Origin of the sequence: Dechloromonas denitrificans, assembly GCF_020510665.1 — a bacterium.
GTDB classification, from domain to species: Bacteria; Pseudomonadota; Gammaproteobacteria; order Burkholderiales; family Rhodocyclaceae; genus Azonexus; species Azonexus denitrificans_B.
This window is the reverse complement of the sequence record NZ_CP075187.1, coordinates 1,313,222-1,326,492: the sequence shown is the minus strand read 5'-3', so window position 1 is coordinate 1,326,492 and position 13,271 is coordinate 1,313,222. Positions and strand designations below refer to the sequence as shown.

Annotated in this window: 13 protein-coding genes; 7 read left to right on the top strand and 6 right to left on the bottom strand. The window is 62.3% G+C overall.

The annotated features are described in order from the left end of the window. Positions 1-52: 52 nt before the first annotated feature. From KI614_RS06180 to KI614_RS06170, 3 genes are all read right to left on the bottom strand, one after another. Complete coding sequence (locus KI614_RS06180; RefSeq protein WP_226408621.1) at positions 53-532, bottom strand: c-type cytochrome; 480 nt, start codon at positions 530-532, stop codon at positions 53-55. Then, positions 529-1,110: a pentapeptide repeat-containing protein gene (locus KI614_RS06175; RefSeq protein ID WP_226408620.1), complete on the bottom strand. Its 582-nt coding sequence runs from the start codon at positions 1,108-1,110 to the stop codon at positions 529-531. The genes KI614_RS06180 and KI614_RS06175 overlap by 4 nt, the downstream gene beginning before the upstream one ends. A gap of 127 nt (positions 1,111-1,237) precedes the next feature. Continuing rightward, a complete protein-coding gene (locus KI614_RS06170) occupies positions 1,238-3,106 on the bottom strand; it encodes a methanol/ethanol family PQQ-dependent dehydrogenase (RefSeq protein ID WP_226408619.1) in 1,869 nt (622 codons plus the stop codon). Positions 3,107-3,312: 206 nt separating this feature from the next. Here KI614_RS06170 and KI614_RS06165 point away from each other — a divergent pair, with 206 nt between their 5' ends. Genes KI614_RS06165 through KI614_RS06155 form a run of 3 tightly spaced genes read left to right on the top strand, consistent with a single transcriptional unit; the run spans position 3,313 to position 6,136 of the window. After that, positions 3,313-4,602 (top strand): sensor histidine kinase, encoded by a 1,290-nt coding sequence (locus tag KI614_RS06165; protein WP_226408618.1) that lies wholly within the window; start codon positions 3,313-3,315, stop codon positions 4,600-4,602. Further along, on the top strand, positions 4,599-5,246 hold the full coding sequence (locus KI614_RS06160) for a response regulator transcription factor (protein ID WP_211371120.1): 648 nt from the start codon (positions 4,599-4,601) through the stop codon (positions 5,244-5,246). The genes KI614_RS06165 and KI614_RS06160 overlap by 4 nt, the downstream gene beginning before the upstream one ends. Before the next feature lie 35 nt (positions 5,247-5,281). Further along, complete coding sequence (locus KI614_RS06155) at positions 5,282-6,136, top strand: cache domain-containing protein (RefSeq protein ID WP_226408617.1); 855 nt, start codon at positions 5,282-5,284, stop codon at positions 6,134-6,136. Between the two features lie 108 nt (positions 6,137-6,244). Here the strand turns inward: KI614_RS06155 and KI614_RS06150 are convergent, their stop codons facing one another. The 3 genes from KI614_RS06150 to KI614_RS06140 form a co-directional block, all read right to left on the bottom strand. Beyond that, on the bottom strand, positions 6,245-8,893 hold the full coding sequence (locus KI614_RS06150) for a response regulator (protein WP_226408616.1): 2,649 nt from the start codon (positions 8,891-8,893) through the stop codon (positions 6,245-6,247). Then, a complete protein-coding gene (locus tag KI614_RS06145) occupies positions 8,893-10,005 on the bottom strand; it encodes an ABC transporter substrate-binding protein (RefSeq protein ID WP_226408614.1) in 1,113 nt (370 codons plus the stop codon). Before KI614_RS06145 ends, KI614_RS06150 begins: the two co-directional genes overlap by 1 nt. Before the next feature lie 75 nt (positions 10,006-10,080). Further along, complete coding sequence (locus tag KI614_RS06140) at positions 10,081-10,272, bottom strand: hypothetical protein (protein ID WP_226408612.1); 192 nt, start codon at positions 10,270-10,272, stop codon at positions 10,081-10,083. A gap of 178 nt (positions 10,273-10,450) precedes the next feature. Here KI614_RS06140 and KI614_RS06135 point away from each other — a divergent pair, with 178 nt between their 5' ends. The 4 genes from KI614_RS06135 (at position 10,451) to KI614_RS06120 (ending at position 13,137) form a co-directional block, all read left to right on the top strand. Continuing rightward, the gene (locus KI614_RS06135; protein ID WP_226408610.1) at positions 10,451-11,971 is read left to right on the top strand and encodes an aldehyde dehydrogenase family protein; all 1,521 of its coding nucleotides are present in this window, start codon (positions 10,451-10,453) and stop codon (positions 11,969-11,971) included. Positions 11,972-12,049: 78 nt separating this feature from the next. Beyond that, positions 12,050-12,421, top strand: coding sequence for a DUF779 domain-containing protein (locus KI614_RS06130; protein WP_203469209.1), 372 nt, complete (start codon positions 12,050-12,052; stop codon positions 12,419-12,421). A 14-nt stretch (positions 12,422-12,435) separates the two neighbouring features. Continuing rightward, on the top strand, positions 12,436-12,762 hold the full coding sequence (locus tag KI614_RS06125) for a c-type cytochrome (RefSeq protein ID WP_226408608.1): 327 nt from the start codon (positions 12,436-12,438) through the stop codon (positions 12,760-12,762). Between the two features lie 192 nt (positions 12,763-12,954). Further along, positions 12,955-13,137, top strand: coding sequence for a hypothetical protein (locus tag KI614_RS06120; RefSeq protein WP_203469207.1), 183 nt, complete (start codon positions 12,955-12,957; stop codon positions 13,135-13,137). Positions 13,138-13,271 lie beyond the last annotated feature (134 nt).

Sequence of the window (13,271 nt, the reverse complement as noted above, 5' to 3'; positions counted from 1 at the left end):
CGGCCCCCGCGCCGTTTTTCATGGTTTTCAGGCAGTTGACCGGCGGAATGCATCAGCGCGCCACCGCCCGGGCTTCGACAAAGGCCTGGATCGCCCAGACCAGTTCCGGGCTGAGCACGTTTTTCCACGGCGGCATGTGCATGACGCCAACAATGGTTTTCCCGTTCGCCACCGTCTTGCTGAAATAGGCGTCGTTGTCGGCCAGGCAGGCGGCCTGCACTGCCGGCTCGCCGATGCGCCGGCAATAGCGGTTGAGCTGGCGCAGATCGGGGGCCGGGGCGCCGGCCGGATTGGCGTCGACGCCATGGCAGCGGGCGCAGGCTTGGTTGAAGGCGGATTGGCCGACTTCGATGGCCCGCGCATTGGCCCGATAGGGATTGGTCCTGACTTCGACGGCGAGGGGCGGCAGGCCGGATTGATCGACCACCGGGGCGACGGTGACTTCACCGGCGGCGGCCGCGAAGGCCAGGCAACCAGCCAGCAGCCCGAGGCTGCGCGAAAGAGAAAGCCGAAAACGAAGGCGCAGCATCATTGCCAGTCCTCCGTCGGGCAGCCGGTGCAGCCTTCGAAAAAGGCGTCGGGGAAAATGGTGTAGCGGCGATAGGCACCTGCGAGATTGGCATCTTTCAGATTGACCGTGACGAACTTGGCTTCCTGCAGATTGGCGTTGCTCAGCCGAGCCCCGGCGAACCAGGCGAAATTGAGCTTGGCCGCTTCAAGATTGGCGGCCGTGAGGTCGGCCCCGGAAAAGTCGGCCCGAAACAGGCGAGCGAATTCGAGATCGGCCCCCACCAGCCTGGCCTTGCGAAAGGTGGCGGTCGGGCCGCTGGCCTTGTTCAGGCGAGCCGCCGTCAGATCGGCCCCATCGAAAATGGCCCCGGCCAGATTGGCACCGCGCAGATCGACGCGGGCCATTTGGGCGCCGGTGAAGTCGGCGCCGGCCAGGTTCTTGCCGGCCAGGTTGGCGTGGCGCAGATCGGCACCGGGGCAGCGGGTATGCGGCCAGATGCCGCAGCCGTTGATGATCAGCGGCTCGATATTTTCCGGCGGCGCGGCGACGGCTGCGGTCGACAGGAAAAAAAGGGAAAAAATGAAATGTCGGGGCGTCATCGTTTTCTTTTCAAGAAGGTCTGCGTCGTTCCTGGAGCGGCGAGAACCCATACCGTTCGCGCTGCTGCTTGGCGACGGATGCCACAGGGAACCGGCATCCGTCGAGCACGACGCTTTCCTTGACGGTTTAGCGCTTGGCCATCTTCGGCAGCTTGAAGACCCACATCGAGCCACCCTGCGTCACCTGCTTGGTCAGGTCGGCCAGATCGCCGCCCCACAACGGCACGGCGCCGCCGTAGCCGGACTGAATGCCGATGTACTGCTCGCCATCCATTTCCCAGGTGATCGGCACCGAGACGACGCCGGAACCGGTCTGGAATTTCCACAGTTCCTTGCCGTTTTTCGCGTCGAAGGCCTTGACGTAGCCGTCCGAGGTGCCGGTGAACAACAGGCCGCCGGCGGTGGTCAGGGTGCCGGCCCAGAGCGGGAATTTCTCCTTGTGCTCCCAGGCGATCTTGCCGCTCTTCGGGTCGATGGCGCGCAGGATGCCAACGTGGTCGTCAAACAGCTTCTTGATACGGAAACCCTGGCCGAGGTAGGCCGAGCCGGCCTTGTAGGTCAGGTGCTCGGTCCAGTAGTCCATCGCCCAGTGGTTGGCCGGAATGTAGAACAGGCCGGTGTTCGGGCTGTAGGACATCGGGTGCCAGTTGGTACCGCCGAGGAAAGGCGGCGAGACGAAGACCGATTCGCCCTTTTCGGCGCCCGGCTTGGGGGCCGGCGGCCGGTTGTCCTTCTCGATCGGCCGGCCGGTCTTGAGGTCGAAGCCGGAGGCCCAGGTAATGCCATCGACAAACGGCCAGGCGCCGATCAGCGACGTCGGCTTGTTCGGGTAGCCGGCGCCGGTCGCCAGCTTTTCGCGGTCGGTGACGAAGAAGAAGCCGTTGCGGTCGGCGTGGGCCGAGGCCTTGACCAGCTTGCCGCTCTTCGGGTCCTTGTACTCGAAAAGGACCACCGAGTTGTTACCGGAGAAGTCCCAGGCATCGTTCGGCGTGTGCTGGTAGAAGCCCTTCAGTTCGCCGGTATTGGCGTCGACATAGGCCTGGCCGGAGGTGAACAGGCTGTCCCAGTTGCGCGGATCGTCGCCTTCCTTGGTCCGCTTCCAGGTATTCCACGGCGCCGGGTTGCCGGCCCCGATCACCACGGTGTTGGTTTCGACGTCGAAGCTGGCCGTCTGCCACGGGGCACCGCCACCGTGGTTCCAGGCATCAACCTTCTTGCCGTCCGGACCTTCCGGCCAGCTCGGCGCCTTGGCGTCGCCGGTGGTGACGCTGTCCTTGCCGTTCAGGCGGCCCATGTGACCTTCGACCAGCGGCCGCGCCCAGACTTCCTCGCCGGTATCCGGATCGCGCGCGAACAGCCAGCCGACCACCCCGAATTCGTCACCCGACGAACCGTGCACCAGCAGCACCTTGCCGCTCTTCTGATCTTTCACGACAAACGGCGCGCCGGTCATCGTGTAGCCAATCTTGTGGTCGCCGAATTTCTTCTTCCAGACGACCTTGCCGGTGTCCTTGTTGAGGGCGACGATGCTGGCGTCCAGCGTGCCGAAGAAAATCTTGTCGCCGTAAATGGCCGGACCGCGATTGACCACGTCGCAGCACGGGCGGATGTCGTCGGGCAGGCGGGCCTCGTATTCCCAGAGGCGTTTGCCGGTCTTGGCATCGATCGCGAAGATCCGCGAATAGGAACTGGTGGCATAGATGACGCCATCGTGCACCAGCGCCTGCCCTTCCTGGCCGCGCTGCTTTTCGCCGCCGAAGGAAAAGCTCCAGGCCGGGACCAGGGCTTCGACATTCTTCGTATTGACCTTGCTCAGCGTGCTGTGGCGCTGCGCCTTCAGGCCGAGGCCGTAGGAGAGCACGTCGCCGGGCGTCTTGTCGTCGTTCAGGATGTCCTCCCAGCTCACCTTGCTGCCGGCCATCGCCGGGGCACAAAGGGTGGCGGCCACGAGGGCGGCGAGGAGGGTCGGGCGGGGGTTGAACCGGGTTGCTTGCATTTTTTGTTTAGTCTCCAGATTGGTATCGTAACGTTCCCGATGCTGCGGGCCGGCCTGGCCATGGCGACAGGCGAGCCGAGTATAAAAAGCGGATTTGCCCGCCGTCCCGGGAGAAGCTCCCCGACAAACCGGGAAAAATTCCCGATCGCGTGCCCCTCGGTACGAAACCTGCTCTTACCTGCTCATTACAGACAAATGGACAGACGATGGATCTCAGGAGAAAACTGGTGGGCTATCTCGGCGCCCTGCTTGGCGGCCTGATGCTGATGGCGATCGTGATCCATCTGCATTCACTGCGCGCCGACCTTGATGCCGAGGTCAAGGCTTCGACCCAACTGGTCAAGGTGCTGCTCGCCGCCGGCCAGCCGGCGACCACTCAGGCCCAGTTGCAGGCGCTGTTGGACGAAGCGCCACTGCGCCACCTGAGCATCCAGCCCGGCCCCGGAGCTGACGCCGACGAGGGCAGCCGCAACGGGCTGAGCGCCCTGCTCGGCCTGGAGCCGCGTCACGAACCGGCGCAGACTATCCGGCTCGGCGAGCAGACCTTGCACATCGCGCCCAACCCGGCTTCCGAAATCGAAGAGCGCCTGGGCGACACTGTTCGACTTTGCATCACCCTGTTGTTCTATTCTGGAGCAACCCTGCTCGTTGCCTGGTGGGCAGCGCATCGCGCCCTGAGCCCGGTGCGCGAACTGGAAGCCGGCCTGCAGCGCCTGGCCCGCGGTGAAGCCGAAGCCGCCCTGCCCCCTTTCGCGCTGCGCGAGTTCAGCCGCGTTGCCGGCGCCATCGACGATCTGGCCGCCGCACTCAACGAAGGACGGGCCGCCCAGCGCCAGCTGGCCCGCCAGTTGATCGAGGTGCAGGAAGCCGAGCGCAAGACACTGGCAAGGGAATTGCATGACGAGATGGGGCAAACGCTGACCGCCATCGGCGTGACCGCCGCCTATCTCGAACGCCATGCCGGCCAGCTCGACGCCGGCCGGGTCGCCGAATGCGCGCAGGAGCTGCGCCGCGACGTCAAGACCAGCGGCGAGCAACTGCGCGGCATGCTCCGGCAGTTGCGGCCACATGGACTGGATAGCGGCGGGCTGGCCAGCGCGCTGCGCGAACTGGTCGGCAACTGGCAGCAGCGCGAGTGGTGCATCGATTTCCAGCTGGCGATGCCGCCGGTACTGCCGACGCTCAATGAGACAAGCAGCCTGGTGTTGTACCGAATCGTGCAGGAAGGGCTGACCAATGTCATCCGCCACAGCGGCGCCCGGCATTGCCGGGTGAGCATGCTTGTTGCGGCGGATGTATTGCAGTTGGTGATTGAAGATGATGGACAGGGACTGCCGGCAAGTACTCCCGCCCACCGTGGCGGCCTGCTCGGCATGACGGAACGGCTGGCCATGGTCGGCGGCCGGCTGGAAGTGAATGGCAAGCCGGGCAATGGCCTGCAGTTGCGGGCCAGCCTGCCGCTGACAAGCGAAGAACCCAAGGAGGAGCAACCGTGATCCGCATCATTCTTGTCGATGACCACGCTGTCGTCAGAACCGGCTACCGTCGCCTGCTCGACGCCGAGCCGGGGTTGCAGGTGGTCGGCGAAGCCGCCAGCGCCGACGAGGCCAACGCCCTCGTCCTGCGCACGACGGCCGATGTCGCGCTGGTCGATCTCAGCCTGCGCGGCAGCAGCGGCATCGAAGCCATCCGCGGCATGCTGGCCCGCTGCCCAACGCTGAAAGTGCTCGTCCTTTCCATGCACGAAGGCGCCGGCCACGTCACCCAGGCCCTGCGCAGCGGCGCCCTCGGCTACCTGACCAAATATTGCGAGCCGGGCGAGGTGATCGACGGCATCCGCCGCATTGCCGCCGGTAAACGCGTCTTTTCACCCGAAATTGCCCAGGTGCTGGCCGAAGAAGCGATCGACGGCGACGGCGCCCTCGCCCATCTGACGCCGCGCGAATTCGAAGTGCTGCGCATGCTGGTGCACGGCGAATCGGCCACCGGCATCGCCAGCTCGATGCACCTCAGCCCGAAAACCGTGCTCAACTACCTGACCCTGATCCGGCAAAAGCTCGACGCCGACAACGATTTCAAACTGCTCCACCTGGCCGCCCGCCACGGCCTGGTGGACATGAACCACGCGCTGGGCGCCTGAACCGCCCGCTTTCCAATGAAGACCGGAGACACTCCATGAAAAAAACCACCCTCAGATCCAGCCTGGCCGGATTACTCATGATCGCGTCCAGCGGGCTGGCCGGCGCAGCCGAGCATGCCACCCCGCGCGAAGCACAGGCGCTGTTCGACCAGGCTGTCAAATACCTGCAGGCCAACGGGCCTGAAAAATCATGGGCGGCCTTCAACAACAAGAAGGGCCCCTTCATCAAAAAAGACCTCTACGTCTATGTGATCGACCGCCAGGGCACGTATATCGCCAACGGCGCCGCACCGGACAGCCTGATCGGCCTGAAGGTGCTCGACAGCGTCGACGCCGCCGGCAACCCGCTGTTCCGCCAGATGATTGCCGTCACCGACAAGCAGCAGGAAGCGCGCATTCGCTACGTCTGGCTCAACCGCCAGAGCAACCACGTCGAGCCGAAGGTGGCCTGGCTGCACCGCGAAGGCGAATACATTCTCGGCGTCGGTTACTACGCGCCGCGGTCGACGGCTGAAAATGCCCGAAAACTGCTTGATGCGGCGAGCGCCCAGATCAAGAAGCAAGGCATGGCCAAGTCACTGGCCAGCTTCAACGACCCGCGCGGCCCGTTCGTGCATGACGATCTCTACGTTTTCGCGATCAATCTGGCGAGCGGAAAGTTCGAAGCGCACGGCATGAATCCGAAATGGACCGGGACCAACGCCAGTGACCTGCACGATGTCGAAGGTCACCCGCTGGTCAAGGAAATGCTCGAACAGGCCAAGACCACGGGCGAAGGCACCGTCGATTATGTCTGGCGCAACCCGGTCACCAACGCGGTCGAAAAGAAACGCACCTTCATCCGCCGTGAAAACGGCAGCCTGATCGGCGTGGGTTTCTACACCGAGTAAGGTTTGATCTGGCTGCACCGCGGACTTTTGCGGTCGACTGCCCGGCAGGGCAAAAAACAAAATGGCGCATCGTCCGGATGCGCCATTTTTCAATCGGCCGAGGCCGGCTCAGTCATGCGTCATTTGCTCTGACAGGCAGGCCAGCAGGACGGTGTAGAGCACGTCCGGGTCGATCGGCTTGGTCGTGAAGTAATCCATGCCCGCCGCCAGGCAGCGTGCCTTGTCCTCGGCGAAGGCATTGGCCGTCATGGCGACGATGGGCAGCGCCCTGCCGCCGGGCATCTGGCGGATGCGCCGGGTGGCTTCAAGGCCGTCCATGCGCGGCATCTGCATATCCATCAGCACGGCGTCGTAATGTTGCCGGCTGGCAAGCCTGACGGCTTCCTCGCCATCTTCGGCGCTATCGATGACCAGACCGACTTCATCGAGCAGGATCTGGGCAATCTCGCGATTGACCGGTTCATCTTCGGCCAGCAGGACGCGGCGACCGGCAAAGGCGGCTTTCAGACGTTCGCCGGCATCCGGCCGCTCCATCGGGCTGCTTTGATCCGGCAGCCGGTGCTTCTTGAGACGCACGGTCAGCCAGAACGTGCTGCCCTGCCCCGGCGTACTGCTGACACCGACCTCACCGCCCATCGCTTCGGCAATCTTGGCGGTAATCGCCAGCCCCAGGCCGGTGCCGCCGTATTTCCGGGTCGTCGAATTATCGGCCTGCTCAAAGGCTGAAAATAGCCGGGCCTGCGCTTCCGGTGGGATCCCGATGCCGGTATCGCCAACCTCGAAACGCAATACGACATGGTCCGCCTCTTCGGCCAGCACAGCCCCGCTCAGGCTGACGCTGCCTTGCTCGGTGAACTTGACGGCATTGCTGGCATAGTTGAGCAGGCCCTGCTGCAAGCGGGTCGGGTCGCCGAGCACGCTGGCCGGCAGATTGCCCGTCCGGACGACTAGTTGCAGCTGCTTTTCAGCCGCCCGCTCCTGCAGCATCGAGGCGACATTCTCGAACAGGCTGGCCGGACGGAATACCGTCTCTTCGAGGACCAGTTTGCCGGCTTCGATTTTCGACAGATCGAGCACCATGTTGATGATTTCAATCAGGTGCCGGCCAGCCGCTTCAAGCTTGTCGAGCCGGCCGATCTGCTCGGGCGGCAAACCGGCGCGGCGGATCAGGTGGGCCATGCCGCTGATCGCGTTGAGCGGCGTGCGGATTTCGTGGCTCATGTTGGCCAGGAAAGCGGTTTTGGCACGGCTGGCGACTTCGGCTGCTTCCTTGGCAATCGACAGGGCGGTTGTCCGTTCGCTGACCCGCGCTTCGAGATCGCTGTTCAGTTCGCGCAGCTCCTGTTCGATGCGGCGGAACTCGGTAATGTCTTCCAGCGCCCAGACCAGGAAGCGCTGGCCGCCCAGTTCAAGCGGCTGGACGATGATCCGGCAGAGCAGCAACTGGCCGTCGCCGCAACACAGCCAGGCTTCGGTCAGGACATTGCCACGCGCCACCTGGGCGACGACCGCCAGCCGCTCGGCCTCGGAATGCCAGATGCCGATTTCGCCGCCGGTACGCCCGATCACATCCTCGCGCTGGCGCTTGAACTGCTTGACCCAGGCTGGATTGATATCGGCAATGCGCGGTTCGCCCTCCAGCTTGCTGAACAGCATGGGAACCGGCGAGGCATTGAAGATGGCTTGCGCCTTTTGCTCGCGCTCCAGAATCGCGCTGGCCATGTGACCGATGTCGCTCGAAAGATGGTTGAACTCACTGATCCGGCCACGCGGCCAGGCCAGGATCTGCTCGCCCTGCGCCACCTGGTGCGCCTGTTCGACAATCCGGGTAAGCGGCCGCAACAGGCGGGAGGCGCCGTACACCGCGAGAAATGCGCCGATCAGCAGCGAGGCCAGAAAACCGCCACAGACGATGAACACCGTCATGCGAATTTCCGGGTGATCCAGCCCGGCCGCCTGCCGGGCGATGAATGACCAGCCAAGCGCGCTGGAGCGCGCACCGCCGACATAATAATCGCGCCCATCGAAGGTAAATTGCGTCGGTAGCGGCTTGCCGTCGAGCACCGCCTTGAGCAGCGGCGAGGAATACAGATTAAGGCTGCCGATCTGGCGCTGATTATCGGTATCGGCGAGCAGTTCACCGCGCTGGTCGATGACCCAGATCGAACGCTGCTGGCCGCCTTCCGTCTGCCGGACGACATTGACCAGGTACGACAGGGGCACCTCGGCGAGCAGCACCTTGCCCTGTTCCAGCGGCAGCGCCAGGCCGACGGTCACGACACCGGTCAGCGACGAAAGGTATTTATCGCTCCACACCGGCGTCTGGCGATTTTTGACATCGAGAAACATCGGTGCCGCAGAAAGATCGCTATCGAGCACCTCATCACGTAACTTGCCATACTGCGGCGCCAGCCCGGCGGCCATCACCCGCCCTTCCGGCGAAAGCAGGTAAAGAGCGCGAAAGGTCTGCCCATTGCCCACCGCCCGATTGACCAGGCTGCGCGTTGAACCGCCGCTCTGCAGCGCCTCGCCGATCAGGGCCAGCTGATCCTGCAGGGCGCCCATCTGCAATTCAATGCGCAAGGCCAGCTCATGAGCATCGCCCTCGGCGCGGGTGCGAATCTCGTACTCAAGCTGGGGAATGCGGTTGAGCAGGAAGATCGAACCGACGATCAGGAAAGTCAGCACCGAAGTTACGGCGAGCAGCCCGCCAAGGTAGGCGCGCAGCGGCCATTCGCGTTGTATCGCAGACGTCATTATTTGATCTGCACGAAGCGTCCACCGCGAATTTCGGTGAAGAACACCTGGCGAGCAGCATCGCCGTTGGCATCGAAGACGATGCTTTGCTGAGCGCCCCGGTAAGGACCGTACTTGAGCAAGGCCGTCTTGATGTCTTCATTGCCCTGGCGCTTTTGCATGGCTTCGATCACGACATTGGCCGTGTCGTAGGCCAGCAAGGAAAAAGAGCCGAATTCACGCTGAAAACGGGCCTTGAAGGCCGAGCGGAACGATTGGTAAGGGGGCCGCGGATCATCCCGATCGTAGGCATGGGCGATCAGCAGGCCGTCGACCGCATCGCCACCCATTTCGCTGAGCAGTTCGGCCGATGCGGCCCACTCGGTCGAACTGAGCGGCAAGGACGGCGCCAGCCGCCGCGCCTGCTGGCTCAAACGAGCGGTATCGAGCGAACTGGCGACGAAGAGCAAGGCACCCGGCTGGCTGGCCAGCAAGGGCTTGAGTACATCGGCAAAACTGGGCGATGCCGTGGAATCGAACCCTGCGCTGGCCGTCACCTTGCCACCCAGTTTTTCGAAATGACGGGTAAATTCCTCGACCCAGGTATTGGAATACGGCCCGTTCGATGCATCGAAGGCCAAGGCCACTCGCCGGACATGGCGTTCGAAAAGCACCTCGGCGTGCTGCCGCGCCGCTTCATGCGTCGTGCGGTTCACGCGAAAAAAATTATCGTCCTTGCCATAGAAGTCGGGCGAGGCAACGGTCGGGCTGATCATCACCAGGCCGGCCTGGCTCAGCATCGGCTGGACAACGACGGCCATCGAACTGGTTACCGGGCCAATCACGATATCCGGCCGCAGGGCGATCAACTCGTTGGCCGCCTTGATCGCCTGTTCACGATCCTGACCGTCATCGCGCACGACCAGCTCGATCATCCGGCCATGAATCCCGCCGGCCTGATTTTGCTGTTCGACCGCGAGGATCACGCCATTGCGGACGCTTTCACCAAAATCCGACCCCCGATCGGACAGGCCGGCCAGCAAGCCGATGCGAATCGGCTCCCTGGGCGCACAGCCGAGCAGAGCGAGGGCCAGCAGCAACGGGCTAGCGACCCTCAGAATGCTTCGTTTCATGGAAAACTCCCCGAACGCTATGACTTTAGTTTTAATTTATTTCCTGTTTTACCACTCGCCCCATAGAGGGTCAAATCATACTTTTTCCCCGAAAAATTGACGCGGCGCAGCATTTTTTCGGAAAAACCAGGCTTTTTGCTTTTTTTCAGCGGTCGACCGCGAAAAATTGAATCCTGCCCAAACCGTGTGCTCCAGATTTGAACAACTGTTGCGCATTTGATCGCTCACGACTTGTTCAGCAGCCTCAGTCAATTTCAGATAAATCAATTAATCCATTGATTTAAATGAATTAAAAAACATAGCTCAAACGCAGGCCAAGGCTGGCACACGGCATGCACTTATTCAGGCACGAGTCACGGCAGGTACCAATGCTCCAGTGAGAGCCACGACCTGCCGGTCTTGAATAAATCGTCCGCAAACATCATTCAAGAAACTGGAGACAAACATGCTTTATGCCGCCCCCGGCGCCGCTGGTGCCAAGATCGCCTACAAGGCCAAGTACGAAAACTTCATCAATGGCCAATGGGTCGCCCCGTTCAAGGGTGAGTACTTTGATGTCGTGACCCCGGTCAATGGCAAGGTTTACACCAAGGCTGCCCGCTCCACGGCCGAGGACGTTGAACTGGCGCTCGACGCCGCTCACGCTGCCTTCCCAAAATGGGGCAAGACCGATGCCGCAACACGCTCCAACATTCTGCTCAAGATCGCCGACCGCCTCGAAGCCAACCTCGAACTGCTGGCTTATGCCGAAACCGTCGATAACGGCAAGCCGATCCGCGAAACGCTGAACGCCGACATCCCGCTCGCCGTCGACCACTTCCGTTACTTCGCCGGCTGCCTGCGCTCGCAGGAAGGCGGCATCTCGGAAATCGACGAAAACACCATGGCTTATCACATCCACGAGCCGCTCGGCGTCGTCGGCCAGATCATCCCGTGGAACTTCCCGATCCTGATGGCCGCCTGGAAACTGGCCCCGGCCATCGGCGCCGGTAACTGCGTCGTGCTGAAGCCGGCCGAATCGACCCCGATTTCCATCCTGATCCTGGCCGAACTGATCGCCGACATCCTGCCGGCTGGCGTGCTGAACATCGTCAATGGCTTCGGTCGCGAAGCCGGCATGCCGCTCGCCACCAGCAAGCGCATCGCCAAGATTGCCTTCACCGGCTCGACCTCGACCGGCCGCGTCATCGCTCAGGCCGCCGCCAACAACCTGATTCCGGCAACGCTGGAACTGGGTGGCAAGTCGCCGAACATCTTCTTTGCCGACGTCATGGACAAGGATGATGCCTTCCTCGACAAGGCGATCGAAGGCATGGTGCTGTTTGCCTTCAACCAGGGCGAAGTCTGCACCTGCCCGAGCCGTGCGCTGATCCAGGAATCGATCTACGAGAAGTTCATGGAACGCGCCCTCAAGCGCGTCGCTGCGATCAAGCAAGGCAGCCCGCTCGACACCGACACGATGATGGGTGCCCAGGCGTCGCAGGAACAGATGACCAAGATCATGTCCTACCTGGACATCGGCAAGCAGGAAGGTGCCGAAGTGCTGATCGGCGGCGACCGCGCTCACCTCGGCGGCGACATCGAAGGAGGCTACTACATCCAGCCGACGCTGTTCAAGGGTCACAACAAGATGCGCATCTTCCAGGAAGAAATCTTCGGACCGGTGCTCGCCGTGACCACCTTCAAGGACGAAGCCGAAGCCCTGCAGATCGCCAACGACACCATCTACGGCCTCGGCGCCGGCGTCTGGAGCCGCAACGGCAATGTCGCCTACCGCATGGGTCGCGCCATCCAGGCCGGCCGCGTGTGGACCAACTGCTACCACGCCTACCCGGCACACGCCGCCTTCGGCGGCTACAAGGAATCCGGCATCGGGCGCGAGACCCACAAGGTCATGCTCGACCACTACCAGCAAACCAAGAACCTGCTTGTCTCCTACTCCGAGAACAAGCTGGGCTTCTTCTAACCGTTGTAGCTCCTCCCTGGCCCAGTTGCGGGCAACTCTTCGGGGGCGGGCAACCGCCCCCTTTTTTCAGGAGAAATCATGGTCGACCGCGTCATTGCCACACCCGCCACGCTCGAACTGATCGCCACACTGAAACAAAGCTACGGCCCGGCGCTGATGTTCCACCAGTCCGGTGGTTGTTGCGACAACAGTGCCGCCAACTGCTACCTGCCCACCGACCTGACCATCGGCCCTTACGACGTACATCTCGGCAATATCGGCGACGTACCCTTCTACATCAGCGCATCGCAGTACGAATACTGGAAGCACACGCAGCTGATCATCGATGTGATCGACGGCCAGGGCGGCACCTTCTCGCTCGAAGGCAACACCGGCAAAGCCTTTCATACTCGCTCGCGACTGTTTACCGATGATGAATGGGCCGAGTTGCAAGCCGCCGGCCTCGTTTAACCCAAGGATTTTCCATGAACAAAACCAGCCTTACCCTGCTCCCCCTGATCGCTGCAGCCGTCTTGTGCGTCACCAACCCGGTCCGCGCCAGCGAAGAAATCGTCAAGAAAGCCCGCTGCGTTGCCTGTCACACCGTCGATAGCAAGCGCGTCGGACCGGCCTACAAGGATGTTGCCGCCAAATACCGTAACGACAGCAGCGCCCCGGCCAAGCTGTTCGACAAAGTCCGGGCCGGCGGCAGCGGCAACTGGGGTGAAATCCCGATGCTGCCGCATGGTGCCGACAAGATCAGCGACGATGATCTGAAGGCCGCGATCAAATGGGTCTTGTCGCTCAGCTGAAGCACGGCGACCGGATCAGACGAACAAGTCAAACAAGAAGACCGGGGAGAACAGCACCCCGACTCGCCAGCCATGCCGCCGATCGACGGCAGAAGGTCGATTTTCCCGGCATGGCTGGACGATCAAATTAGCCGTTCGTGGCGCATTGCAGGTAAAGTTCACGCCCTTCGAATGTTACCGACAAGCCCCGCAATGAAAACCGCAAAACGTCGCACCAATTACCCAGCCCTCTCGATGGCTGCTGAAATCCAGGCTGTGCTGGATGCCGATATCGAGCGCCAGGGTTACAGCAACTATCCGCCAGCCATGGAAGCCTGGGCCGAATGGCTTTCCCGCTCGATCGCCTTTGAGCGCAAGCAGGCTACCGGCCGCTGAACGCCATACCTCCAGCTTGCACGCCGGCCTGTCCTCCAGAATGATGAAAGCTGCCTGAAAACGCAGGGTAATTTGCCCATCACGAATTGCACAGCAACGTAGCACCGGACAAGCACAATAGATTGCCTCGCAAG

What these genes read in the sequence shown, in the direction of transcription:
- KI614_RS06120 (WP_203469207.1), top strand. Translation starts at nt 12,955, where the DNA reads ATGAAAACCGCAAAACGTCGCACCAATTACCCAGCCCTCTCGATGGCT.
- KI614_RS06145 (WP_226408614.1), bottom strand. Translation starts at nt 10,005, where the DNA reads ATGAAACGAAGCATTCTGAGGGTCGCTAGCCCGTTGCTGCTGGCCCTC.
- KI614_RS06155 (WP_226408617.1), top strand. Translation starts at nt 5,282, where the DNA reads ATGAAAAAAACCACCCTCAGATCCAGCCTGGCCGGATTACTCATGATC.
- KI614_RS06150 (WP_226408616.1), bottom strand. Translation starts at nt 8,893, where the DNA reads ATGACGTCTGCGATACAACGCGAATGGCCGCTGCGCGCCTACCTTGGC.
- KI614_RS06130 (WP_203469209.1), top strand. Translation starts at nt 12,050, where the DNA reads ATGGTCGACCGCGTCATTGCCACACCCGCCACGCTCGAACTGATCGCC.
- KI614_RS06180 (WP_226408621.1), bottom strand. Translation starts at nt 532, where the DNA reads ATGATGCTGCGCCTTCGTTTTCGGCTTTCTCTTTCGCGCAGCCTCGGG.
- KI614_RS06135 (WP_226408610.1), top strand. Translation starts at nt 10,451, where the DNA reads ATGCTTTATGCCGCCCCCGGCGCCGCTGGTGCCAAGATCGCCTACAAG.
- KI614_RS06170 (WP_226408619.1), bottom strand. Translation starts at nt 3,106, where the DNA reads ATGCAAGCAACCCGGTTCAACCCCCGCCCGACCCTCCTCGCCGCCCTC.
- KI614_RS06125 (WP_226408608.1), top strand. Translation starts at nt 12,436, where the DNA reads ATGAACAAAACCAGCCTTACCCTGCTCCCCCTGATCGCTGCAGCCGTC.
- KI614_RS06175 (WP_226408620.1), bottom strand. Translation starts at nt 1,110, where the DNA reads ATGACGCCCCGACATTTCATTTTTTCCCTTTTTTTCCTGTCGACCGCA.
- KI614_RS06165 (WP_226408618.1), top strand. Translation starts at nt 3,313, where the DNA reads ATGGATCTCAGGAGAAAACTGGTGGGCTATCTCGGCGCCCTGCTTGGC.